This window comes from Pseudomonas sp. QE6 (assembly GCF_041379005.1).
In the GTDB taxonomy this organism is placed as follows: domain Bacteria; phylum Pseudomonadota; class Gammaproteobacteria; order Pseudomonadales; family Pseudomonadaceae; genus Pseudomonas.
The window spans coordinates 1,653,329-1,676,502 of sequence record NZ_CP166873.1; the positions used below are offsets into that span (position 1 = coordinate 1,653,329).

The 23,174-nt window shown below is 64.4% G+C and carries 16 protein-coding genes and 1 tRNA gene; 6 read left to right on the plus strand and 11 right to left on the minus strand.

The window, feature by feature from the left end; translation table 11 throughout:
• Positions 1–5: 5 nt before the first annotated feature.
• Genes ACAW63_RS07480 through ACAW63_RS07490 form a run of 3 tightly spaced genes read left to right on the plus strand, consistent with a single transcriptional unit; the run spans position 6 to position 4,356 of the window.
• Positions 6–1,712 carry a type I secretion system permease/ATPase gene (locus ACAW63_RS07480; RefSeq protein WP_371232781.1) on the plus strand — a complete coding sequence of 569 codons (1,707 nt, stop codon included), beginning with the start codon at positions 6–8 and terminating at the stop codon, positions 1,710–1,712.
• Positions 1,709–3,043: an HlyD family type I secretion periplasmic adaptor subunit gene (locus ACAW63_RS07485; protein ID WP_371232783.1), complete on the plus strand. Its 1,335-nt coding sequence runs from the start codon at positions 1,709–1,711 to the stop codon at positions 3,041–3,043. Before ACAW63_RS07480 ends, ACAW63_RS07485 begins: the two co-directional genes overlap by 4 nt.
• On the plus strand, positions 3,043–4,356 hold the full coding sequence (locus tag ACAW63_RS07490; protein WP_371232784.1) for a TolC family outer membrane protein: 1,314 nt from the start codon (positions 3,043–3,045) through the stop codon (positions 4,354–4,356). Before ACAW63_RS07485 ends, ACAW63_RS07490 begins: the two co-directional genes overlap by 1 nt.
• A 12-nt stretch (positions 4,357–4,368) precedes the next feature.
• Here ACAW63_RS07490 and ACAW63_RS07495 read toward each other — a convergent pair whose 3' ends face one another.
• From ACAW63_RS07495 to rpsU, 6 genes are all read right to left on the minus strand, one after another.
• Positions 4,369–7,089, minus strand: coding sequence for a M10 family metallopeptidase C-terminal domain-containing protein (locus ACAW63_RS07495; RefSeq protein WP_371232786.1), 2,721 nt, complete (start codon positions 7,087–7,089; stop codon positions 4,369–4,371).
• Between the two features lie 55 nt (positions 7,090–7,144).
• Positions 7,145–7,221 (minus strand) — tRNA-Ile (locus tag ACAW63_RS07500).
• Positions 7,222–7,237: 16 nt separating this feature from the next.
• Positions 7,238–10,972: a bifunctional diguanylate cyclase/phosphodiesterase gene (locus ACAW63_RS07505; protein WP_371232788.1), complete on the minus strand. Its 3,735-nt coding sequence runs from the start codon at positions 10,970–10,972 to the stop codon at positions 7,238–7,240.
• Positions 10,973–11,078: 106 nt separating this feature from the next.
• A complete protein-coding gene (rpoD, locus tag ACAW63_RS07510; protein ID WP_371232789.1) occupies positions 11,079–12,935 on the minus strand; it encodes an RNA polymerase sigma factor RpoD in 1,857 nt (618 codons plus the stop codon).
• Between the two features lie 79 nt (positions 12,936–13,014).
• Positions 13,015–15,021: a DNA primase gene (gene dnaG, locus ACAW63_RS07515; protein WP_371232791.1), complete on the minus strand. Its 2,007-nt coding sequence runs from the start codon at positions 15,019–15,021 to the stop codon at positions 13,015–13,017.
• Positions 15,022–15,216: 195 nt separating this feature from the next.
• Positions 15,217–15,432, minus strand: a complete 216-nt coding sequence (gene rpsU, locus ACAW63_RS07520; RefSeq protein ID WP_003085057.1) for a 30S ribosomal protein S21 — start codon at positions 15,430–15,432, stop codon at positions 15,217–15,219.
• Positions 15,433–15,633: 201 nt separating this feature from the next.
• Between rpsU and tsaD the strand changes: the two genes are divergently transcribed.
• Positions 15,634–16,659, plus strand: coding sequence for a tRNA (adenosine(37)-N6)-threonylcarbamoyltransferase complex transferase subunit TsaD (tsaD, locus tag ACAW63_RS07525; RefSeq protein ID WP_371232793.1), 1,026 nt, complete (start codon positions 15,634–15,636; stop codon positions 16,657–16,659).
• A gap of 93 nt (positions 16,660–16,752) precedes the next feature.
• Here the strand turns inward: tsaD and plsY are convergent, their stop codons facing one another.
• Positions 16,753–17,322: a glycerol-3-phosphate 1-O-acyltransferase PlsY gene (gene plsY, locus ACAW63_RS07530; RefSeq protein WP_371232795.1), complete on the minus strand. Its 570-nt coding sequence runs from the start codon at positions 17,320–17,322 to the stop codon at positions 16,753–16,755.
• An 80-nt stretch (positions 17,323–17,402) separates the two neighbouring features.
• On the opposite strand from plsY, the gene folB reads away from it, so the two are divergent.
• Complete coding sequence (folB, locus tag ACAW63_RS07535; protein ID WP_371232797.1) at positions 17,403–17,756, plus strand: dihydroneopterin aldolase; 354 nt, start codon at positions 17,403–17,405, stop codon at positions 17,754–17,756.
• Positions 17,747–18,283, plus strand: coding sequence for a 2-amino-4-hydroxy-6-hydroxymethyldihydropteridine diphosphokinase (gene folK / locus ACAW63_RS07540; RefSeq protein WP_371232799.1), 537 nt, complete (start codon positions 17,747–17,749; stop codon positions 18,281–18,283). Before folB ends, folK begins: the two co-directional genes overlap by 10 nt.
• Before the next feature lie 109 nt (positions 18,284–18,392).
• Here folK and ACAW63_RS07545 read toward each other — a convergent pair whose 3' ends face one another.
• The 4 genes from ACAW63_RS07545 to ACAW63_RS07560 all read right to left on the minus strand — a co-directional run bounded on the left by ACAW63_RS07545 (position 18,393) and on the right by ACAW63_RS07560 (position 23,095).
• A complete protein-coding gene (locus tag ACAW63_RS07545) occupies positions 18,393–19,622 on the minus strand; it encodes a multifunctional CCA addition/repair protein (protein WP_371232801.1) in 1,230 nt (409 codons plus the stop codon).
• Positions 19,623–19,704: 82 nt separating this feature from the next.
• Complete coding sequence (locus tag ACAW63_RS07550) at positions 19,705–20,214, minus strand: DUF4136 domain-containing protein (protein WP_371234603.1); 510 nt, start codon at positions 20,212–20,214, stop codon at positions 19,705–19,707.
• 59 nt (positions 20,215–20,273) lie between these two features.
• A complete protein-coding gene (locus tag ACAW63_RS07555; protein ID WP_371232802.1) occupies positions 20,274–21,827 on the minus strand; it encodes a SpoVR family protein in 1,554 nt (517 codons plus the stop codon).
• Complete coding sequence (locus ACAW63_RS07560) at positions 21,824–23,095, minus strand: YeaH/YhbH family protein (protein WP_371232803.1); 1,272 nt, start codon at positions 23,093–23,095, stop codon at positions 21,824–21,826. Before ACAW63_RS07560 ends, ACAW63_RS07555 begins: the two co-directional genes overlap by 4 nt.
• Between the last annotated feature and the right edge of the window lie 79 nt (positions 23,096–23,174).

Sequence of the window (23,174 nt, forward strand, 5' to 3'; positions counted from 1 at the left end):
GACCTATGCGACTTGTGCTCGACCCTCATCGCGAAATTGATGCTGCATTGCTGCATTATCGGCGCGTTTTCAGCGTACTTGCTTTATTCAGCGGGGTGATCAATCTGCTCATGCTGGTTCCTTCGCTGTACATGATGCAGGTCTATGACCGGGTGTTGACCAGTCGCAACGAGACGACGCTCCTAATGCTGACCCTGATCATGCTGGGCCTGTTCGCGCTTGGCGGGTTGCTGGAGTGGGTGCGTGGCCAGGTGATGATCAAGATGAGTGCCGGCATCGATACGCAGCTCAGGGATCGGTTGTTCTCTGCGGTATTCGAGCGGAGCCTGCGGCAGGCCAGCTCGGACCCCGCACGGTTGATCCATGACCTGGGCAATATCCGGCAACTGGTTACGGGCGCTGGGTTGATTGCACTGATGGACCTGCCTTGGCTACCCATTTACCTGCTGGTGGCGTTCCTTTTTCATCTCTGGCTTGGTGTCTTCACATTGGTCGGCGTGCTGTTGCTGGTCGGGCTGGCATGCTGGAACGAGCTGGCCACCCGAAAAGGATTGGCTGAAGCCGGCAGGCTTTCGTTGCAGTCGTCCAGTTACATCAACAGCAGTTTGCAGAACGCCGAAGTGATTTGGGCGATGGGCATGCTGGGTGCGCTGCGCAGGCGTTGGGGCGACCTGCAGCAGCGCCTGGTCCAGGCCCAGGTCGATGCCAGCGGCAAGGCCGCGAGGATCGCCGCCCTGACGCGCTTCGTGCGTATCAGCTGGCAATCCCTGGCCATTGGTCTGGGGGCCGTTCTGGTTCTTGAGAGTCAGATTTCCGCCGGGGTGATGATCGCAGTGTCGGTGCTGCTGGGGCGCGCGATGGCGCCGGTCGAACAGCTCGTCACCCATTGGAAACAGTTCGGCAGTGCGCGTCACAGCTACGACCGGTTAAGTAGCCTGTTCGCTGACTTTCCCCCTGAGCCGCCACGCCTGGCGCTGCCCGCGCCGAGCGGCGCGTTGCATCTGGAGCGTGTGGCGGTTCGGCCACCGGGGGCAGCCAGGGCGGTGTTGCAAGGGGTAAGCCTGACGCTGGCGCCCGGTGAGGTGCTGGCGATCATTGGCCCGAGTGCCTCGGGCAAGTCTTCGCTGGCCCGGGCCATGATCGGTATCTGGCCTGCCTGCGAAGGTTCCGTGCGTCTGGACGGCGCGGAGATCGTCCAGTGGTCGCGCCAGGCGCTGGGGCCCTATGTGGGTTATTTACCCCAGGACATCGAACTGTTCGATGGCACTGTGGCGGAGAACATCGCCCGTTTCGGCGAGCTGAACTCGGCCAGGATTGTGGATGCCGCGTGCAAGGCGGGCATCCACGACATGGTGCTGCACTTCCCCGAGGGCTACGACACGCTGCTGGGTGCGGGGGGGCTGGGGTTGTCGGGGGGGCAGAAGCAGCGCATCGGCCTGGCCCGTGCGCTCTATGGGCAGCCGGTGCTGGTGGTACTGGATGAGCCGAACTCCAATCTCGATGAACAAGGGGAGGCGGCGCTGGTGCAGGCAGTCGCTTCGCTCAAGGCGGCCGGCTCCTCCGTGGTGCTGGTCACCCACCGGCCCAATGTATTGCCGGCGGTAGACAAGCTGGTCTATCTGCAAGGAGGCGAGATGAAGTTGTTCGGTCCGCGGGACCAGGTACTCAAAGTGCTGCTGCCGGTGACGAGCCAGACGGGCGTGACGGTATGAACACGGCTGACCGCTGGAGCGGGAAAGCGCCGCGGGCCCTGGAGACTGACCCCAATCGAGAGGTGCGTTTTGGCTTGTCGCTGCTGGCCATCGGTCTTGGCGGCTTCCTGTTGTGGGCGGGGTTTGCCCCGCTCGATCAAGGCGTGGTGGGAAACGGCACGGTGGTGGTAGCCGGTGAGCGCAAGACCGTGCAGACCCTGCAAGGCGGGGTTATCGAGCGCATCCTGGTGCGTGAGGGCGACCAGGTCCGCCGGGGGCAGCCGCTGTTGCAATTCAACGAGGTTCAGGCCCAGGCGCAGTTGGCCGTGGCACTGGGGCAATGGTTCACGGCGCGTAGCGTCGAGGCGCGGCTGATTGCCGAACGGGTGGGGCATCCCGAGATCGTCTGGCCGGAGGAGTTGCAGGCGCGACGAGGAGATCCTCGTGCACAGGCGGCGATGGCCTTGCAGCAGGATCTATTTGCTACCCGCCGGGCCGAGCAACTGAGTCAGTTGCAGATCCTCAAGCATGAGCAGGCGGCCTTGCAGGAGCAGCTTGGCGGCTATCAGCGGATCGCCACCAGCCAGGACAACCAGCTTCGCTTTCAGGAACAAGAACTCGTGGGCCTGCGCAGCCTCGCCCGGGATGGTTACGTGCCGCGCAACCGTCTGCTCGAGGCCGAGCGCAATGCCGCCGAACTGACTGCCACGGCGGCACGGAACATTGCCGATATCGGCCGAACCCGCCAAGCGATTCGGGAGAATGCGCTCAAGTCCTTGCAGCAGGAGCAAAGCTTCCGCCGCGAGGCGGAGTCGCAACTGACCGAGGTGGCGGCCGAGGCGGCCGGCCTGACCGAACGGATCAAGGCGCTTGAGTTCGAGCTGGCCAACAGCAGGGTGACTGCGCCGGTCGATGGCCAGGTGATCGGGCTGGTCGTACACACGGTCGGAGGTGTGGTGCCCGCTGGACAGCGCCTGATGGACATCGTGCCGCAAGGCGGTGATTGGGTGCTCAAGGCGCAGTTTCCGCCGTTGGTAGCCGACCGATTATCGCAGGGCCTGCCGGTGGATATTCGCTTCGCCTCCTTGCAGCGAGTGCAGGTGCCGGTGCTGCTGGGGCGAGTGACCACGGTGTCCGCCGACCAGTTGCTGGATGAGCGTTCGCGCCTGCCGTATTTCTCGGTGGAGGTGGCACCGGCGCCCGGGATGAATGCCACCCTCCAGGAGGTGGGCCTGGTCGTCAAACCGGGGATGCAGGCGGATGTGATCATCAAGACCGGCGAGCGCACGCTGTTTAGTTACCTGCTACGCCCGCTGACCGCGCGCTTGAGCAGTGCCTTCAAGGAGGAGTGATGCGCATCGTGCTGATGGTCTTGGCCTGGTCGACCGGCCTGGCCGTTCAGGCCAGCGAGTTGAGCCTGCTGCAGGCTTACGACTCTTACCGTTCCGGCGACGCGGAATACCAGGTGGCTGGCTATGCCTATCGCGCCACACAGGAGGAGGAGGTGATCGGGCGAGCGCCGCTGCTGCCCAGCGTTGACATCAGCTCGCGTTACGGCGAGGGGGAGCGGTTGGGCGGCGGCAGTGGCGCGGTCTTGGAAGATCAGAACTTCCAGGCTGATTCCCACGCGCTGATCGTTCAGCAACCGCTGTATGACAAGGCTCGCTGGGCCGGCTACGAGCAAGCCAAGGCTCGCGGCAAGCTGGGTGCCACGGAGTTCGGGAGCGCCGGTCAGAAGTTGTTCCCTCGTGTGGTCGATGCCTATTTCGAGGTGGCAAGGGCTGAGAACGAGCTTCGTCTGGCGCGGCAGCAGATGCTGGCGATCGAGGCGCTGGCAGAGCAAAGCCGGCGGCTGTTCGAAGCGGGCGAGGGGACCGTCACCGACAGAGAAGAGGCACAAGCGCGTCTGGATCTTGTGCGGGCCGAGGTCATTGAGCAGGTCGCCCGCCGCCATCTTGCGCTGAACCGACTGGAGGAACGAGTCGGATCCGTGGTGACGCAGGTGGCTGCGGTTCAGGAGCACTTGCCGCCGCCGGATTTGCTGCCACCCGGAACCGACCTGGCGTACTGGCTCGATTGGGCGAAGAAGTCCAGCCCTCTGCTGGAGAGCCGAAGAATTGCGGTTGCCGTGGCGCAGGCCGGGCTCGAAAAACAGCGGGCGGGGCACTACCCACGCCTGAATCTGACCGGCCAGTTGGCGCAGTCCGATCCGGGTAGTCTCAACGATCAGGCGCAACGTCAGTCGACTTACTATGTCGGCGTGCAACTGACTGTCCCTATTTACGAGGGAGGTGGGGTGAGCGCCTCGATCCGCCAGGCCGAAGCGTTGCAGACGGAAGCCGAGGCCGAATACGACGCGGCATTCCAGCAGTTGGCCGAAGAGATCGAAGCGGATTATCTCGGTGTGGTGAGTGGCCTGGCGAAGAGCGCGGCCCTGTTGGCGGCGGTACACTCCAACCAGCGCGCCCTGGAATCGGCGCAGAAGGGCTACCTGGCCGGGGTGCGGTCCACCGTGGAGATACTCGATGCCCAACAGCGGCTGTTCGCCGCTCGTCGGGATCTGCTCAACAGCAAGCTGCTGGTCCTGCAGAGCTACGTTGGTCTGCACAGCCGTTGTGGTTCGATGACCCGAACCCGCCTGCAGCAGGTGCAGGCGCTGTTCTGAGCGCAGGCCGGGTCAGGCGATCAGGCCGCTGCTGCTGAAGCTGCTGACGCCCACCAACTGGACTTCAAACTCGGCTGCCGTATCGGCGTCCACGCTGCCAGCAAGGATGCCGTCGCTGTAGCGCAGCTGGCCGGCGGCATTGGTAGTGCTGAAGGCCGCACTGCCGATGAAGGTGAAGGCATCGTTGCCGCTGGTATCGGAACGTGCATCCAGGGTGGACAAATCGATCTTGTCGCCTTCGGCGAGCTTGAAGTCCTTGATCACGTCGCGCAGCGATCCGAGAACGGAATCGGTCAGCGCGTCGAAGTCGAAAATGTCCGCACCGAGGCCTCCGCTCAACTGGTCGGTACCGCTGCCTCCGAGGAGTGTGTCATTTCCGGCGGCGCCGTTGAGTACGTCGTTGCCGGCGTTGCCATACAGGTAGTTCGCGCCGCTGTTGCCGGTGAGGGTGTCGTTGTAAGCGCTACCGCTGACCCGTTCGAAGTTGAGGACAGTGTCGGTGCCGGAGCCACCGGTGGCCTGGGCGGTGGTGAGGCCCAGGTTGAGGGTGACGCCCTTGCTGGCATAGCTGTAGGCCAGCAGGTCGATGCCGGCGCCGCCGTCGAGGCGATTGTCGCCGCTGCCGGAATAGAGGGTGTTGTTCAGGGCATTGCCGGTGCCGTTGGCGGCACCGCTGGCGAGGAGGCGCAGGTTTTCCAGATTGCTGCCCAGGGTGTAGGCCGAGAGGTAACTGAGGACCGTGTCGGTGCCGCCAGTGGTGGCATTGGCGTTGGTTTCGCTGACGACGTCGCCGCTGTTGTCGACGTAGTAGGCGTCCGAGCCGTCGCCGCCGATCATGACGTCGGCCCCGGCGGCGCCGTTGAGTACGTCGTTGCCGGCGTTGCCATACAGGTAGTTCGCGCCGCTGTTGCCGGTGAGGGTGTCGTTGTAAGCGCCACCGCTGACCCGTTCGAAGTTGAGGACAGTGTCGGTGCCGGAGCCACCGGTGGCCTGGGCGGTGGTGAGGCCCAGGTTGAGGGTGATGCCCTTGCTGGCGTAGTTGTAAGCCAGCAGGTCGATGCCGGCGCCGCCGTCGAGGCGATTGTCGCCGCTGCCGGCATAGAGGGTGTTGTTCAGGGCATTGCCGATGCCGTTGGCGGCACCGCTGGCGAGGAGGCGCAGGTTTTCCAGATTGCTGCCCAGGGTGTAGGCCGAGAGGTAGCTGAGGACCGTGTCGGTGCCGCCAGTGGTGGCATTGGCGTTGGTTTCGCTGACGACGTCGCCGCTGTTGTCGACGTAGTAGGCGTCCGAGCCGTCGCCGCCGATCATGACGTCGGCCCCGGCGGCGCCGTTGAGTACGTCGTTGCCGGCGTTTCCATACAGGTAGTTCGCGCCGCTGTTGCCGGTGAGGGTGTCGTTGTAAGCGCTACCGCTGACCCGTTCGAAGTTGAGGACAGTGTCGGTGCCGGAGCCACCGGTGGCCTGGGCGGTGGTGAGGCCCAGGTTGAGGGTGATGCCCTTGCTGGCGTAGTTGTAAGCCAGCAGGTCGATGCCGGCGCCGCCGTCGAGGCGATTGTCGCCGCTGCCGGCATAGAGGGTGTTGTTCAGGGCATTGCCGGTGCCGTTGGCGGCACCGCTGGCGAGGAGGCGCAGGTTTTCCAGATTGCTGCCCAGGGTGTAGGCCGAGAGGTAACTGAGGACCGTGTCGGTGCCGCCAGTGGTGGCATTGGCGTTGGTTTCGCTGACGACGTCGCCGCTGTTGTCGACGTAGTAAGCGTCCGAGCCGTCGCCGCCGATCATGACGTCGGCCCCGGCGGCGCCGTTGAGGACATTGTTGAGGCCATTGCCTGTCAGGCGGTCGTTGTAACCGGAGCCAGTGGCGTTTTCGATATTGGCGCCATAGGCGATGGCCAGGCAGTTGTTGATGTAGCTGCTGCCGTCCCAGAACTTCTTTCCGATGCTGCTGAACGAGCCGGCATTGAGATTGATAGCGACGGCGTCCAGCTGGTTGCTGCCATCGATGGTATCGGTGCCGCCCGCATCCCAGATGGTTTCGAATACGCTGGTGCCTGCAGCCCACTTGTAGGTGTTGTTGCCGGTCTGCCAGCTCATGTTCGCGCCGTAGATGTACTGGATCGCCGCGATGTCGAGCAGCATCGGAGTGGTCGGCTCGAAGTAGTACGGGTCCGTATAGCTCATCACGGTGTAACGGACGTTATCGTACTGCGCCGGGAGAATGGTGCCGTTGCTGGAGCCAGGCTCGAAGGGGTGCTTGAGGCCCAGGGCGTGGCCGATCTCGTGGACGAAAGTCAGGTAGTCGAAGTCGCCGGCTTGCGGGGTGGCGCCTGTGTTCGGGCCGATCCAGACGTCGCCCGCACTGGGTGTGGAGTCGGGCATGTAGGCCCAGGCCGCTGCATCGGCGTCCATGTTCCAGTAGCCGCCGAAACGCAGCGTGCCGACCTGGGTATTGCTCTCCGTTATCTTGGAGAAGCTGATGTTGGCTACTGCGCTCCAGGTTGCCAGCGCCTTGGTCGCGGCGGCTTGCTGGCCCGCGCTCAGGACGAAATAGGCATCCGGCTCATGAGCGTCGGAGTAGTAGGGGTCGAAATAGGCTGTGTTGCCGAGGAAGCTGTAGCTGAGCGAGAGGGTTCCTGCGCCGCCCCACCATTTGGTGCCGTCGATCAGGGCGTTGGTCTGCGTGTTGCTGGACAGAATGACGAAGGTGTTGGGCGAAGATCCAGTGGGGGTCGGCATTGGAATTACCATCCTGGCAATTTGACGACGAGGGGAACAGCCTGTGAGTGGAAAATGGTGGGCCCACACGGACTCGAACCGTGGACCAAAGGATTATGAGTCCTCTGCTCTAACCAACTGAGCTATAGGCCCCCAGAAGGCCGGCGGATTATACCGATGCGTTTTCCGGAGCGCCAACCGAGTTCAGTGGAGTGAGGAATCGATTGGCAAAGGCGTCGGCTGGCAGCGGTGGGCTCAAGGCGTAGCCCTGGATCTGGTCGCAGCCTTCGGCTTCGAGGAAGTGTTCCTGGGCCTGGTGTTCCACGCCTTCGGCGATCACGGTGAGGTTCATGCTGCGGCCCAGGGCGATGATGGCGCGGGCGATGGCGGCGTCGTGCGGGTCGTCGGGCAGACCGTGGACGAAGGAGCGGTCGATCTTGAGGATGTCCAGCGGCAGCTGCTTGAGGTAGCTCAGGGACGAATAGCCCGTACCGAAGTCGTCGATGGCCAGTTGCACGCCGAGGCCCTTCAGGCCGTGGAGGATATCGAGGGCTTCTTCGGTCTGGTGCATGAGGAAGCTTTCAGTGATTTCCAGCTGCAGGCGCGAGGGCTGCAGGTGGTAGCGGGCGAGCAGGTCGCGGATGCGTTCGATGAGATGGGGCTGGCGCAGTTGTGCGCCGGCGAGGTTGACCGATAGGGGGCCGAAGGCCGCGTGGCTGTCCTGCCAGCGGCTCATCTGCCGGCAGGCCTCGCGCAGGACCCAGTCGCCCAGCGGCAGGATCAGGCCGTTCTCTTCGGCCAGCGGGATGAAGCGGTCCGGGGATATCGCGCCGAATTGCGGATGTTTCCAGCGGATCAGGGCTTCGGCGCCGACCAGCAGGCCGCTGCCCAGCGCCAGTTTGGGTTGGTAGTAGAGCTGCAGTTGGTCGCTTTCCAGCGCGCGGCGCAGTTCGTGTTCCAGGGCCATGCGTTCGGTGGCCTGGAAGGTGAGTTCGCGGGTGTAGAACTCGACGCGGTTGCGGCCCTGGGCCTTGGCGCGGTACATGGCGGCGTCGGCGTTCTTCACCAGGGTGGCGACGTCGCTGCCGTCGCCGGGGTAGAGGCAGATGCCGATGCTGGCGCTGACGAAGAACTCCTGTTCGCCGGCTATGAATGCGGTTTCGAAGCAGTGCAGCAGCTTTTTCGCGACGTGCTCGGCGTCCACCGCCTGGTGCAGGCCGGGCAGCAGGATGATGAATTCGTCGCCGCCCTGGCGGGCCACGGTGTCGATGTCGCGCAGCTGATCCCGCAGGCGATGGGCGATGGATTGCAGCAGCAGGTCGCCGACCGGGTGCCCGAGGCTGTCGTTGATGTGCTTGAAGCGGTCGAGGTCGAGGAAGAGCACGGCGCCTTGGTGGTGGTCTTCCTGGGCTTCCTTGAGCGCAGTGGTCAGGCGGCTTTCGAACAGCAGGCGGTTGGGCAGGCCGGTGAGCGGGTCGTGGTGGGCCTGGTAGTCGAGCTTTGCCTGGGCGTACTTGAGCGTGGAGATGTCGGCGAACACGCCGACGTAGTGCGACAGTTCACCGTCGGTGTTGTGCACGGCGCTGATGGTCAGCCATTCCGGGTACAGCTCGTGGTTCTTGCGGCGGTTCCAGATTTCGCCCTGCCAGTGGCCTTCGGCGTTGAGCTGGTGCCAGAGGGCAATGTAGAAGCTGCTGTCGTGCTGGCCGGAGGAGAGCAGGCGCGGCGAGTGGCCGAGCGCTTCGGCTTCGCTGTAGCCGGTGATTTCGCTGAAGGCGCGGTTGACGGCGATGATGCGTTGGCTGGCGTCGGTGATCATCACGCCTTCTGCGGTGCTTTCGAAGACGGTGGCGGCCAGTTGCAGTTTTTCCTGCATCTGCTGGCGTTCGGTGATGTCGCGGGCGATGGTCAGCAGGCAGTCGTCGCTGCCGATGGTGATGCGGTGGGCGGACAGTTCGCACAGGCGCAGGCTGCTGTCGCGGGTGCGGATCTGTACGGTGAAGTCCTGTACACGCGAATCCTGGTCGATGAAGCTGAGCAGGCGCTCGCGATCTGCCGGGTTGGCCCAGAGCCCGAGGCTCAAGGTGGAGCTCTGGGCCACTTCGGCCCGGTCGTACCCGGTGATGCGGGTGAAGCCTTCGTTGACCTCCACCAGTCGCCCGTCGCTGATGCGGGTGATGAGCATGCCGTCGGGGGAGGCGTGGAAGGCCTTGGCGAATTTTTCCTCGGAGACGCGCAGTTGCTCCTGGGTCTGCTTGACCTGGGTGATGTTGCGCACCACCACGACCAGGGCAGGAGTTTCGTCGAGGACGATGTGCTGGGCCGAGAGCAGCCCGGTGAAGCGCTTGCCATCCCGGCGATTGAGGGGGATCTCGATGTTGTCGAGGTTCTGCCCCTGCAGGCGGGCGAGCATGGTCGGCCCCATGCCGGGTTCACCCCAGATGCCCAGTTCGGTGGAGGTCTTGCCCAGTGCCTCGCTGGCGGTGATGCCGATCTGCTGTTCGAAGGTGCGGTTCACGGCCAGCAGTCTCCCGTCGTCGCGGCGGGCGAGGACGATGATGTCCGGGCAGTGATGGAACACCGAGGCGAACTTCTGCTCGGACAGGCGCAGTGCCTGTTCGGTCTGCTTGGCTTCGGTGATGTCGATCATCAGCCCACGCAGGATCTGCTCGTCGCCGTGCTGGATCAGCGTCACGATGTCGCGAATCCACACCACGCGGCCGTCGGCGGCGAGCATGCGGTAGTCGAAACTGTGGTTGCGCCCCGCCTGGCTTTCGCTCATGCAGTAGGTGACAGCCTGCTCGGCGTCGTCCGGGTACAGGGTGCGCTGCCAGAAACCGGGTTCCAGCCAGTCCTTGATCGGGTAGCCGAGCAGGCGTTGGGCGTGGGGGGAGACGTAGGTGAAGCGGTTCTCCGACAGGCGCATTTCCCAGGCGATGGCCGTCAGGCTCTCGACCAGGCCGCGATAGTGCTGCTCGCTGTCGCGCAGGGCCAGTTCGAGCTTTTCCCGCCGCTGCATTTCGCCGCGCAGGCGGCGGTTCATGGTGATCAGCACCAGGACGGTAAAGGCGATCAGCAGGAACACGGGTAGAGCAATGCCGAGCATCTCCCGCCAGATCGGCCGTTTGTCGAGCAGGCCGCCTACCCAGGGCTCCTGCAGCGCTTCGATGTCCTCGGGTGTGAGCTCGGCGAGAGCCTTGTCGATGATGCCGGCGAGGATGGCCTGGTTCTTCGGCACCGCCATCGCCAGCTGGTAGCGGTAAGGCGTTTCGCCGCTGATCTGCACCCCTTCGAGCTTGAGCTGGCGCAGGTTCCAGACACTGGACGCGAGATCGCCGACGAAGGCGTCGACCTGTCCCGTGGCCAGGGCCTGCAGGCCGGCGGCGATGCTGGGCAGTGGTTGCAGGCTGATATCAGGGTGGTTGTTGACCAGAAGCTCATAGGGCGCGTAATGGGCGACCACGCCGACCTTCAGTCCATACAGGTCCGTAAGGTTGCGGGGTGTGGGGCCGTCGTCGCGCGCGAGGATGATGATCGGGAAGTCGAGGTAGGGGCGGGTGAACGTCAGGTAGCCCACGCGTTCCGGGGTAGCCATGACGCCGGGGAGGATGCTGATCTTTTCTTCACGAGCCCACCGCAGGAGTTCACCCCAGTTGGCCGGCTCCACCGGTTCCAGCTGGACGTTCAGGCGTTGGGCGATGAGGTTGGCGTAGCTGGCGGCGAGCCCCTGGTAGTGGCCGTCGCTGTCGCGGAATTCGAAGGGTGGCCAGGAGGTATCGACGCCCAGGCGCAGGCTCGGGTGTTCCTGCAGCCAGCGCTGTTCCTCGGGCGTGAGGTTCAGGGCGAATGCCTGTCCGGCCCAGAATGCGAGGCACCACAGTAGAACTGCCTGCAGACGCGGCATGAAGGGCCTCATTGCTGGGGGGGATTACGCCGAAGTGTAGACGTGGCACTTTGCCCAGTGGAAGGCCCCAAAGAAAAACCCCCGGTTTTCGGCCGGGGGTTCTTCATCACTCGTCGAGGAAGGAGCGCAGGTGTTCGCTTCGCGACGGGTGGCGCAGCTTGCGCAGCGCCTTGGCTTCGATCTGGCGGATACGCTCACGGGTTACATCGAACTGCTTGCCGACTTCCTCGAGGGTGTGGTCGGTATTCATGTCGATGCCGAAGCGCATGCGCAGGACCTTGGCTTCGCGAGCGGTGAGGCCGGCGAGGACTTCCCGGGTGGCTTCCTTGAGGCTCTCGCTGGTCGCCACTTCGATTGGCGACTGCATGGTGGAGTCCTCGATGAAGTCGCCCAGGTGCGAATCTTCGTCGTCACCGATCGGCGTTTCCATGGAGATCGGTTCCTTGGCGATCTTCAGGACCTTGCGGATCTTGTCTTCCGGCATGTCCATGCGTTCGCCCAGCTCTTCCGGGGTCGGTTCACGACCCATCTCCTGCAGCATCTGGCGGGAGATTCGGTTGAGCTTGTTGATGGTCTCGATCATGTGCACCGGGATACGGATGGTGCGGGCCTGGTCGGCGATCGAGCGGGTGATCGCCTGGCGAATCCACCAGGTGGCGTAGGTCGAGAACTTGTAACCGCGACGGTATTCGAACTTGTCCACCGCCTTCATCAGGCCGATGTTGCCTTCCTGGATCAGGTCGAGGAACTGCAGGCCGCGGTTGGTGTACTTCTTGGCGATGGAGATCACCAGGCGCAGGTTCGCCTCGACCATTTCCTTCTTGGCGCGGCGGGCTTTCGCCTCGCCGATGGACATGGCGCGGTTGACGTCCTTGATCTCGGCGACGGTCAGCTGCGAGCTGGTTTCCAGGTCAGCCAGCTTCTGCTGGTTGCGCAGGATGTCGTCCTTCAGGCGCTCGATGGCCTCGGCATACTTGGGCTTGCCCTTGAGTACGGTGTCGACCCAGGCGGTGTCGGTTTCGTGGCCGGGGAACTGGCGCAGGAAGTCGGCGCGCGGCATGCGGGCATCACGCACGCACAGCTGCATGATGGCGCGTTCCTGGCGGCGGACGCTGTCCAGCGAGTCGCGAACCTTGGCGACCAGGGCATCGAACTGCTTGGGCACCAGCTTGATCGGCATGAACAGTTCGGCCAGGGCGAGCATTTCCTCGCTGGCCTGCTTGCTGCCGCGGCCGTGCTTCTTCAGGGCCTTCTTGGTCTTGTCCAGCTGCTCGGAGACGGCGCCGAAACGACGGGCGGCTTCTTCCGGGTCCGGACCGCCATCGCCTTCGTCATCGTCGGAGCTTTCGCCGTCGCCTTCTTCGTCTTCTTCGTCGTCCTTGGCCTTGGCATCGGCGCTGTCGTCCTTCAGGTCGACGGGCTCGACTTCCTCGGCCGGCAGGCTGCCGTCATCGGGGTCGATGTAGCCACTCAGAATGTCGGACAGGCGGCCGCCTTCGGCGACCACACGGCTGTATTCTTCGAGGATGCCGTCCACCGCGCCCGGGAACTGGGCGATGGCGCTCATCACTTCGCGGATGCCTTCCTCGATGCGCTTGGCGATTTCGATCTCGCCTTCGCGGGTCAGCAGTTCCACGGTACCCATTTCGCGCATGTACATGCGCACCGGGTCGGTGGTGCGGCCGACGTCGCTCTCCACTGCGGCCAGGGCGGCAGCGGCTTCTTCGGCGGCGGCTTCGTCGGTATCGGTCTCCGCCAGCAACAGGGCATCCGCATCCGGGGCTGTCTCGAATACGTTGATCCCCATGTCGTTGATCATGCGGATGATGTCTTCCACCTGTTCCGGATCGGAAATATCCTCCGGCAGGTGGTCGTTGACCTCTGCGTAAGTCAGGTAGCCCTGCTCACGACCACGGGTGATCAACTCTTTGAGACGAGATTGCTGTTGCGCTTTTCCGGACATAACACCCTATCCACTGAAGGTCTTGGCGGGCTGAAATTAAGCCGAGGATTATACCAGATTCGAGGCTTCAGGCGCCAGTTCAGCTCTGGGCGCCTGATGAAGAGGCGGTGCTGTAGTGCTCCCGCAATAACGCTTTCTCTTCGTCGGTCAGTTCACTGGGATTCTTTCGCAGCACGCTTTGCAGGCGGGCTTCGCGGCTGCTGAGCAGTTGGTTGTGTGCAAGTGTAGTAATGGTGTCGCGGAACTGCTTTTCAAGATTGTCCTGACCGATCAGCCATTCTTTCCCCGCCAGCACCTGTAGCAGGCGCCCCTGGGGCGTTCCGTGCCAGCGCGCGATGAGGTGCATCGAGCCCTGTTTCGGATTCTTTTGCAGCGCTTCGACCAATGCCGCGAGCAGCTGCGAGTAAGTCTGTCCTTCGTTGGCGAAGTGGCTGGCATCCTCGACCTTCTGCGCCAGCTGCGGGTGGTGCAGCAGAGTCCGCAGGGCGGTCAGGGTCGGCGATTCGACGCTGATCTCGGTACGCGGTTGGCGCGGCGTGAAGTCGCCTTTGCGGCCTTTGCCGTCCCACTTGCGGTCGCCTTTCCAGGGCTTCTTGCCCGGCTTGCCGCCGCCATTGCCAGCGGGAAAATCCTTCGGCGCCTCGAAGTAGTTCGAAGCATCCTGGTAGTGGTTGTCGCCGTGGTCGGCGAACTGACCCATGTCGTAGTCGGCGTACTCGTGGGCGTGCTGCTCCGGGCCGTGCGAGGGGGTGGTGGCGCCATGGCTGGCGTGGCCGGAACGTGGCGCGCTGATCTGGTTGAGCGCGTCGCTCGATAGTCCGGTGATCTCGCCCAGGCGCTGGCGCATCAGCAGGCGCAGGGTGTTGCCGGGGATCTTCTCCAGCAGCGGCCCGGCCAGGGTTGCCAGGTGCGCCTTGCCTTCCAGCGTGCTGGGGTCGGCTTCCTGGGTGAGCTGCTGGAAGAAGTAGTCGGCCAGCGGCTGGGCCTGGTGGGCGAGGCGGGCGCGGAAGGCGTCGGGGCCTTCCGCGCGCACCAGGCTGTCCGGGTCTTCACCTTCGGGCAGGAACAGGAAGCGCACCTTGCGCCCGTCCTGCAGGTTGCTCAGCGCCGATTCCAGGGCGCGCCAGGCCGCGTTGCGGCCGGCCTGGTCGCCGTCGAAGCAGAACAGGATGTTCGGCACGATGCGGAACAGCCGTTTGATGTGTTCTTCGCTGGTGGCCGTGCCCAGGGTGGCGACCGCGTTGCGGATGCCCTGCTGCGCCAGGGCGATGACGTCCATGTAGCCTTCGACCACCATGATCTCGTCGAGATCCCGGTTGTTCTTCCGTGCCTCGTACAGGCCGTAGAGCTCCTGTCCCTTGTGGAAGACCGGGGTTTCCGGCGAGTTCAGGTACTTGGGCTTGTCGTCGCCCAGCACCCGGCCGCCAAAGGCGATCACCCGGCCGCGGCTGTCACGGATGGGGAAGATCACCCGGTCGCGGAAGCGGTCGTAGCGCTTGCCGCTGTCGGGATTTTCCACCAGCAGGCCGGCGTCGAGCATGGCCTTGAGCTGCAGGCTGTCGCCGCCCAGGTTCTTCAGCAGGTTGTCCCAGCCCGGCGGCGCGAAGCCCAGGCCGAAGTCGCGGGCGATCTCGCCAGTCAGGCCGCGGCCCTTGAGATATTCCACGGCGGCCTTGCGTGCCGGGTGGCTTTTCAGTGCCTGGCGGTAGAAGTCGGCGGCGGCGCTGAGCAGCGGGTAGAGCGGTGAGTCGACCGGCTGGCGGGGCTTGTTGCCGCGCCGGCCTTCCTCGCGGGGCACGTCCATGCCGGCGCGCTTGGCCAGGTCCTCGACCGCCTGGACGAAGTCCAGCTGGTCGTGGTCCATGATGAAGCCGAGCGCGTTGCCGCCGGCGCCGCAGCCGAAGCAGTAGTAGAACTGCTTGTCGGGGCTGACGGTGAAGGAGGGGGTCTTCTCCTTGTGGAACGGGCAGCAGGCGCTGTAGTTCTTGCCGGTCTTCTTCAACTGGATGCGCGAGCTCACCACATCGAGAATGTCGGTGCGGTTGAGCAGGTCATCGATGAAGGATTGTGGAATCAGGCCGGCCATAGACTCATCGGGACGCAGGGTGGACCCAAGCATAGCCGTGAGCGGCTAGTCGTGGGTTTGCAAAATAAGCATGGGCTGGAAAGCAAAAAACTCCGAAGTTCGCGAAGGCGAATCGGAGTGATCGTACCTGGTTTCAGGCACTCGCCCGGCGAGTGGGCCGGGCGATGCGGAAAGCGTGCGACGTAGCGCTGTAACTCAGTACAGGCGCTCGCGGCGGCGCTGCTCGCGCTGCACTTTCTTGGCGTGACGCTTAACAGCGGCAGCGGCCTTGCGCTTACGCTCGGCGGTCGGCTTTTCGTAGAACTCGCGGCTACGGACTTCGGCCAGTACGCCTGCTTTTTCGCAGGAGCGCTTGAAACGACGCAGGGCTACGTCGAAGGGTTCGTTCTCTTTAACTTTGACGGCGGGCATCCAGGTCGTACCTTCAATGATTACCGGGGGTTTATCGCGCTCCTGACAGTTGGTTCGGGAGTCGGCGGTTTTCAAGGGTTGCGGATATTAAACGTTCGGGCGAAGGAATGCAAAGCCTCCGATCGAAAAGCGCTGGTCCGAAGCCAAGCCGGCGATTATGATGCGCGGCTTCAATTTTGCCCAGAGTAAAGGCTCAAACCCATGCGAGTGCTGGGGTTGGAAACCTCCTGCGACGAAACCGGCGTCGCACTTTACGACAGCGAAAAAGGCCTCCTGGCCGACGCGCTGTTCAGCCAGATCGATCTGCATCGCGTGTACGGCGGCGTGGTCCCCGAACTGGCCTCCCGTGACCACGTCAAGCGCATGCTGCCGCTGATCCGCCAGGTGCTGGACGAGTCCGGCTGCACGGCCGAAGACATCGACGCCATCGCCTACACCGCCGGTCCCGGCCTGGTGGGGGCGCTGCTGGTCGGCGCTTCCTGCGCCCAGGCCATGGCATTTGCCTGGGGCGTGCCGGCCGTCGGCGTGCACCATATGGAAGGCCATCTGCTGGCGCCGATGCTGGAAGAGCAGCCACCGAAGTTTCCGTTCGTCGCCTTGTTGGTCTCCGGCGGTCATACCCAGCTGGTTCGGGTGGATGGCATCGGTCGTTACCAGCTGCTTGGCGAGTCGGTGGACGACGCCGCCGGTGAAGCCTTCGACAAGACCGCCAAGCTGCTTGGCCTGGGTTATCCCGGCGGCCCGGAGATCGCTCGTCTGGCCGAGCGCGGTACTGCGGGTCGCTTTGTCTTCCCGCGGCCGATGACGGACCGCCCCGGCCTGGATTTCAGCTTCAGTGGCCTGAAGACCTTCGCCCTGAATACCTGGCAGCGTTGCGTCGCCGAAGGTGACGACAGCGAGCAGACCCGCTGCGATATCGCCCTGGCGTTCCAGACCGCCGTGGTGGAAACCCTGACCATCAAGTGTCGTCGCGCGCTCAAGCAGACGCACCTGAAGAGCCTGGTGATCGCCGGTGGCGTGAGCGCCAACCAGGCCCTGCGCCAGCATCTGGAAAAGATGCTCGGCGAGATGAAGGGCCAGGTGTTCTACGCCCGCCCGCGCTTCTGCACCGATAACGGCGCGATGATCGCCTATGCTGGCTGCCAGCGGCTGCTGGCCGGGCAGAAGGATGGTCCCTCGATCGGCGTAAAGGCGCGCTGGCCAATGGAGTCGCTGCCGGCTGTCTGAATAATGAAGCTGCAAACGACGCGGCACATGCTCTGAGCGGCATGGGCCGTTTTTTCGCTTGCAGCGCGGTTTGCCGGACAGGAAGCTGGTGGATCAGAAGTGACGTTCGCGTCCGGCGATCAGATCGCGCAGATTGCTGCGGTGACGCCAAACGATCAGGCCGGTGAGTACGGTCATCGGCAGCAGTGCCGAAGGTTCCTGCCAGGCCAGCAGCGGCAGGGTCAGCGGTGTGGCCACCAGGGATGCGAGCGAACTGGTGCGCGAGAGCTTGAAGGTGACCAGCCAGGCGGCTGCCGCGAGCAGCGCCGCCGGCGGGTACAACGCCAGCAGCATGCCGGCGGCAGTGGCGACGCCCTTGCCGCCACGGAAGTTGAAGTACAGCGGATAGAGGTGGCCGATCACGGCGGCCAGTCCGATCCAGGCCTGTTCCACGTCGGTCAGGCCGATCAGTCGGGCGATGAGTACGGGGAGCAGCCCCTTGGCGAGGTCGCCGAGCAGGGTGAGGATGGCGATCTTCCTGCCGGCCAGGCGCAGCATGTTGGTGGCGCCGGGGTTGCCCGAGCCGCTGGCGCGCGGGTCGGCGGTGCCGAACAGGCGACTGAGGAGTACCGCGAAGGACAGTGATCCGAGCAGGTAGGCGAGGATCGCCAAGAACCAGAACATGGTTTCCACCGGAGACGAGGTCGTTTCCGATTCTAACGGGGCGCCGGCCGATTGTCGTGTCGCCTTGGAGCATGCAGTCAGTGGACAGAGTTTTCATCGAGGGGCTGGAAGTGGACACCGTGATCGGCGTCTACGACTGGGAGCGGGGTATCCGGCAGTGCTTGCGCCTGGACCTGACGCTGGGCTGGGACAACCGCCCGGCGGCGGCCGACGACGACATCGCCAAGGCCCTGGACTACGCCCTGCTCTCCGAGCGGGTCATGGCGTTCGCCCGTGACGCGCATTTCCAGCTGGTGGAAACCTTCGCCGAGCGTCTGGCCGCGTTGCTGATGGCGGAGTTCGGCATCCAGTGGCTGCGCCTGAAAGTCACCAAGCCCGGCGCCGTCGCGGCGGCCATCGGCGTGGGTGTGGAGATCGAACGCGGATGCCGCTGACGACGGTCTACCTCGGGCTGGGCAGCAATTTCGAGCGCGAGCGCCATCTGCTCGCCGGGCTCGAGGCGCTGGACGGCTTCCTCGAGGATATCCACTGCTCGCCGGTGTTCGAGAGCGAGCCGGTGGGGATTCGCAGCGGTCCCTTCTACAACTTCGTGATCGTGGCGCGCACCGAGCTGCCGCTGGCGGAGCTGAGCCTGCGCCTGAAGCATATCGAGGCGGACAACGGCCGCTATGCGCCGGAACGCAAGGGCTTGCCGCTGGATATCGACGTGCTGCTGTATGGCGACCTGCACGGCGAGTTCGACGGCCTGACGCTGCCGCGCGCCGAGGTGTTGAAGAATGCCTTCGTGCTCTGGCCGCTGTCGCTGCTGGCGCCGCAGCTGAAGCATCCGGGCGTGCAGCGTTCGTTCGCCGAGCTGTGGGCCGAGGCGCGGATCGACCAGCGGCTCTGGCCGGTGCCGTTCCAGTGGCGCGGTGTGGAACTGACCCCGGCGGCGCTGCTCGAGGCGCATCCGGCGGCTTGAACTGCTTGGCTCTTCGTAGGAGCGAGCTTGCTCGCGAACCGCATAACACCGGGTTTATCGGTGATATTGTTGGCGAGCAAGCTCGCTCCTACAGGGTTTCCCCGCCGATTCAGCCTGCGTAGTTTTCCTTGTAGGCCTTCAGGGCATTCAGACGCTCGCGCTTGAGCGCTTCGCCCAGTTCGGCGCCCTTGTATCCCTTTTCCAGCAATGGCTGCACCGCGACCGCACGGGCGGCTTGTGCCGCACCGCGCAGGTAGTCCGCCTGTGGATACTCACGCTGCTCCAGCCCGTGGCGGCCGCGGGCATCCATCTCGCTGGCCTGGAGAAACTCCTCGAAGCGCTGTGGGCGGCGGTAGACGTCGAACGCCTGCAGCAGCTCCAGGATCGTGTTCGGCCGCAGCTCCAGCGCGCGGTGGCAGTGGGTGTGGTACTCGCCGACCAGTCGCGCCAGTTCCTGGCATTCACGCGGGACCTTGAAGCGCGCGTTGATCGCATCGATCAGCGGTAGACCCAGGTGTTCGTGGGCATGGTGTTTGGGCCAGTCTTCCTTGCGCGTTTCACCCTTGCCGACGTCGTGCACCAGGCTGGCCCAGCGCACGCTGAGCGGCTGGTCGCGTTCGGCGCACTGGCGCAGGACGGCGAGTACGTGCTCCCCGGTATCCACTTCCGGGTGGTGCTCGGGCGGTTGCGGCACGCCGAACAGCGCATCGACTTCCGGCATCAGCACGGCCAGGGCGCCGCAGTCGCGCAGGACCTGGATGAACACGTCCGGGCGCGGCTCCATCAGGGCGCGGGAGATTTCCTTCCAGCTGCGCTCGGCGGTCAGCGCTTCCAGTTCGCCGGAGTCGGACAGCTCGCGCATCAGCGCCAAGGTCTCCGGCGCCACGGAAAAACCCAGCGGTGCGTAGCGGGCGGCGAAGCGGGCGACGCGCAGCACGCGCAGCGGGTCTTCGGCGAAGGCGGGGGAGATGTGGCGCAGCAGCCGGGCCTGGAGGTCCTTCTGGCCGCCGTAGGGGTCGATCACCGTGCCCTGGTCGTCCTCGGCCATGGCGTTGATGGTCAGGTCGCGGCGGATCAGGTCCTCTTCGAGGGTGACCTCGGGGCTGGCGTGGAAGGTGAAGCCGCCGTAGCCGCGCCCGCTTTTGCGTTCGGTGCGGGCCAGAGCGTATTCCTCGCCGGTCTTCGGGTGGAGGAATACCGGGAAGTCGGCGCCCACCGGGCGGTAGCCCTGGGCGAGCATCTCGTCGGCGCTGGCGCCGACCACCACCCAGTCGGTGTCGCTGAAGGGGATGCCGAGCAGGCGGTCGCGTACGGCGCCGCCCACCTTGTAGATCTGCATGAAGCTGTCTCCTGTTCTGGGGGATAGCTTCGGGGTTTGGCGCGGGTGGGGCAAGCGGTGCGGGGCGTCGGAGCGGATGGGATTACGGCGAGGCGGCGGGGACTTGCTTGAGCAGGGCATCGATGGCGTCCTGCAACAGCGTCGCGCTGGCGTGCGCCGGGCTCAGGCCGGTGCTGACGGTGCCTTCCCAGAGCGTCTGCTCCTGCGCATCGGTCAGCCGCAGGCGCAGGGTGCCGGTTTCATCGCGCAGGCGGTGGATGGCGAGGTAGGGGCCGAGCGGATTGGGCGGCGGGGTGTCGACCTTGAACTCCAGCGGCGCGTCCTGCAGGGCCAGCCAGTAGTAGACGCGGATCTGCGGCGTGGCGCTTTCCCGGTAGCCGTGCTCGATGAGGCGCTGGCGCACCTGCGCGTTGATCAGCGGGTAGCGGTTGCGGTAGGGCAGGGCGTCGACGGCATTCTCCGGCGGCATCAGCTGGAAGTCGCGCAGGCTGGACAGCCGCGCGTCGGCCGGATGGGAGACCTGGGCCCGCGGCATCGGGTTGGTGCAGGTCGCGACGGCAAGGCAGAGCAGCAGGATGGCGAACAGGCGCATGGCGATCTCCACGGGGAGTCTCGCCATGCTGGAAGCGGCCCGATACACCGGTCAACCGATCAAATGGGTGGAATGATCAGGTCGAGCCGCGGGTAGCCCTCCTCGCTGTCGCGTTCACCCTTTGGGGGCATGTGGAAGGTATTGACCAGGTTGTCGCCCTGCAGGGTTTCCAGGTGGATATCGAAGCCCCACAGGCGGTGCAGGTGCTTGAGTACGTCGTCGGTGGATTCGCCCAGCGGTTTGCGGTCGTGCTGCTGGTGGCGGAGGGTCAGCGAGCGGTCGCCGCGGCGATCGACGTCCCAGATCTGGATGTTCGGCTCACGATTGCCGAGGTTGTACTGTGCCGCCAGGGTTTCGCGGATCTTGCGGTAGCCGTCGTCGTCGTGGATGGCGTCGACCAGCAGGTCGTCCTTCTGGTCGTCGTCGAGGATGCTGAACAGCTTGAACTCGCGGATGACCTTGGGCGAGAGGAACTGCAGGACGAAGCTTTCGTCCTTGAAGCTCTTCATGGCGAACTTCAGGGTGGCCAGCCAGTCGCTGCCGGCGATGTCCGGGAACCAGCGCTTGTCCTCCTCGGTGGGGTTTTCGCAGATGCGGCGGATGTCCCGGTACATGGCGAAACCCAGGGCGTAGGGGTTGATGCCGCTGTAGTAGGGACTGTCGAAGCCGGGCTGGTAGACCACACTGGTGTGGTACTGGAGGAACTCCATCATGAAGCCGTCGCTGACCAGTCCCTCGTCATAGAGGTCGTTGATCAGGGTGTAGTGCCAGAAGGTCGCCCAGCCTTCGTTCATCACCTGGGTCTGGCGCTGCGGGTAGAAGTACTGCGCCACCTTGCGCACGATGCGCACCACTTCGCGCTGCCAGGGTTCGAGCAGCGGGGCGTTCTTCTCGATGAAGTAGAGGATGTTCTCCTGCGGCTCGCTGGGGTAGCGGGCCAGGCCCTGTTCCTTGTCCTTGCCGGCGGCCTTGGGAATGGTCCGCCAGAGGTCGTTGACCTGGCGCTGGATCTGTTCCTCGCGCTCCTTCTGGCGCTGCCGCTCTTCCTCGGCGGAGATCGGGTAGGGCCGCTTGTAGCGGTCCACGCCGTAGTTCATCAGGGCGTGGCAGGAGTCCAGCAGGTCTTCCACGGCATCGATGCCGTAGCGCTCCTCGCACTTGTTGATGTAGGACTTGGCGAACACCAGGTAGTCGATGATCGAGGTGGCGTCGGTCCAGGTGCGGAACAGGTAGTTGCCCTTGAAGAAGCTGTTGTGCCCGTAGCAGGCGTGGGCGATCACCAGCGCCTGCATGCACTGGGTGTTCTCTTCCATCAGGTAGGCGATGCACGGGTCGGAGTTGATGACGATCTCGTAGGCCAGGCCCATCTGACCGCGCTTGTAGTTCTTTTCCGTGCTGAGGAAGTGCTTGCCATAGGACCAGTGGTTGTAACCGATGGGCATGCCGACGGAGGCATAGGCGTCCATCATCTGCTCGGCGGTGATCACCTCGATCTGGTTGGGGTAGGTGTCCAGCGCGTAGCGCTCCGCGATACGGCTGATTTCGCGGTCGTACTGCCGGATCAGCTCGAAGGTCCACTCCGAGCCGGTGGCGATCGGCTGACGCTTGCTCATGCGACGAGCCTCCTCTGGAACAGCTCGCGGAACACCGGATAGATGTCCGAGGAGGAGACGATCTGCTGCTGGGCGAAGCTGTCTTCGAAGCTCTCGCGGATCTTCTCGTACTCGAACCACAGTGCCTGGTGCTCGCGCGGGGTGATCTCGACGTAGGTGTAGTACTGCACGAACGGCATGATCTGTTTCATCAGGATATCGCGGCAGACCGGCGAGTCATCGTTCCAGTTGTCGCCATCCGAGGCCTGGGCGGCATAGATGTTCCACTCGTTGGTGGGGTAGCGCTCGGCCATTACTTCCTGCATCAGCTTGAGCGCGCTGGAGACGATGGTGCCGCCGGTCTCGCGGGAGTAGAAGAACTCTTCCTCGTCGACTTCACGGGCGCTGGTGTGGTGGCGGATGAACACCACTTCGATCTTCTCGTAGTTCCGCTTGAGGAACAGGTAGAGCAGGATGAAGAAGCGCTTGGCGATGTCCTTGGTGGCCTGGGTCATGGAGCCGGAGACGTCCATCAGGCAGAACATCACGGCCTTGGACGTCGGGTTGGGCTGCTTGATCAGCAGGTTGTACTTGAGGTCGAAGGTGTCGAGGAACGGCACTTTGTCGATGCGCGCGCGCATGCCGGCGATCTTCTGTTCCAGTTCCTGGATGTCGCCCAGGTTATCCGGCTCTTCGCGCTTGAGCCGGTCCAGTTCGGCCAGTGCCGCGCGCAGCTTGCTGCGGGTCGAGCCGGACAGGGCGATGCGCCGTGCATGGGCCGAGCGCAGGGTGCGCACGATGTTGATGCGCGAGGGGTTGCCCTCGTTGCTGATGCCGGCGCGCACGGTCTTGAAGGTGTCGCTGCCGGTGAGATGACGCTTGACCAGGTTGGGCAGTTCCAGGTCCTCGAACATGAAGTCGAGGAATTCCTCCTGGGTGATCTGGAAGACGAAGTCGTCCATCCCATCGCCCTGGTTGCTGGCCTTGCCGCCACCGCGTCCGCCACCGCCGCCCTGGGGCCGCGGGATGTGTTCGCCGGAGGTGAATTCCTTGTTGCCGGGGTGGACGATCGTCTGCCGGCCGCCACGGCCATGGTGCAGCACCGGCTCGTCGATATCGCGGCCGGGAATACTGATCTGCTCGCCATGTTCCATATCGGTGATGGAACGACGGCTGACGGCCTCCTCCACGGCCTTCTTGATGTGCTCACGGTAACGCCGCAGGAAGCGCTGGCGGTTCACCGTGCTCTTGTTCTTGCCGTTCAGACGCCGGTCGATGACGTAGCTCATGAATGCTCCTCAGGGCCTGCTGCGCGGCGGCGTGGAGCCGCCCCGGAGCAGGTCCGAATGCGACGGCGACCGGCGCGAC

Excerpts from the sequence above, each read along its gene's own strand:
- ACAW63_RS07490 (WP_371232784.1), top strand. The coding sequence starts at position 3,043 with ATGCGCATCGTGCTGATGGTCTTGGCCTGGTCGACCGGCCTGGCCGTT.
- ACAW63_RS07555 (WP_371232802.1), bottom strand. The coding sequence starts at position 21,827 with ATGAGCAAGCGTCAGCCGATCGCCACCGGCTCGGAGTGGACCTTCGAG.
- ACAW63_RS07485 (WP_371232783.1), top strand. The coding sequence starts at position 1,709 with ATGAACACGGCTGACCGCTGGAGCGGGAAAGCGCCGCGGGCCCTGGAG.
- ACAW63_RS07480 (WP_371232781.1), top strand. The coding sequence starts at position 6 with ATGCGACTTGTGCTCGACCCTCATCGCGAAATTGATGCTGCATTGCTG.
- ACAW63_RS07550 (WP_371234603.1), bottom strand. The coding sequence starts at position 20,214 with ATGCGCCTGTTCGCCATCCTGCTGCTCTGCCTTGCCGTCGCGACCTGC.
- ACAW63_RS07495 (WP_371232786.1), bottom strand. The coding sequence starts at position 7,089 with ATGCCGACCCCCACTGGATCTTCGCCCAACACCTTCGTCATTCTGTCC.
- folK (WP_371232799.1), top strand. The coding sequence starts at position 17,747 with ATGCCGCTGACGACGGTCTACCTCGGGCTGGGCAGCAATTTCGAGCGC.
- ACAW63_RS07545 (WP_371232801.1), bottom strand. The coding sequence starts at position 19,622 with ATGCAGATCTACAAGGTGGGCGGCGCCGTACGCGACCGCCTGCTCGGC.
- rpsU (WP_003085057.1), bottom strand. The coding sequence starts at position 15,432 with ATGCCCGCCGTCAAAGTTAAAGAGAACGAACCCTTCGACGTAGCCCTG.
- rpoD (WP_371232789.1), bottom strand. The coding sequence starts at position 12,935 with ATGTCCGGAAAAGCGCAACAGCAATCTCGTCTCAAAGAGTTGATCACC.
- ACAW63_RS07505 (WP_371232788.1), bottom strand. The coding sequence starts at position 10,972 with ATGCCGCGTCTGCAGGCAGTTCTACTGTGGTGCCTCGCATTCTGGGCC.
- tsaD (WP_371232793.1), top strand. The coding sequence starts at position 15,634 with ATGCGAGTGCTGGGGTTGGAAACCTCCTGCGACGAAACCGGCGTCGCA.
- ACAW63_RS07560 (WP_371232803.1), bottom strand. The coding sequence starts at position 23,095 with ATGAGCTACGTCATCGACCGGCGTCTGAACGGCAAGAACAAGAGCACG.
- dnaG (WP_371232791.1), bottom strand. The coding sequence starts at position 15,021 with ATGGCCGGCCTGATTCCACAATCCTTCATCGATGACCTGCTCAACCGC.
- plsY (WP_371232795.1), bottom strand. The coding sequence starts at position 17,322 with ATGTTCTGGTTCTTGGCGATCCTCGCCTACCTGCTCGGATCACTGTCC.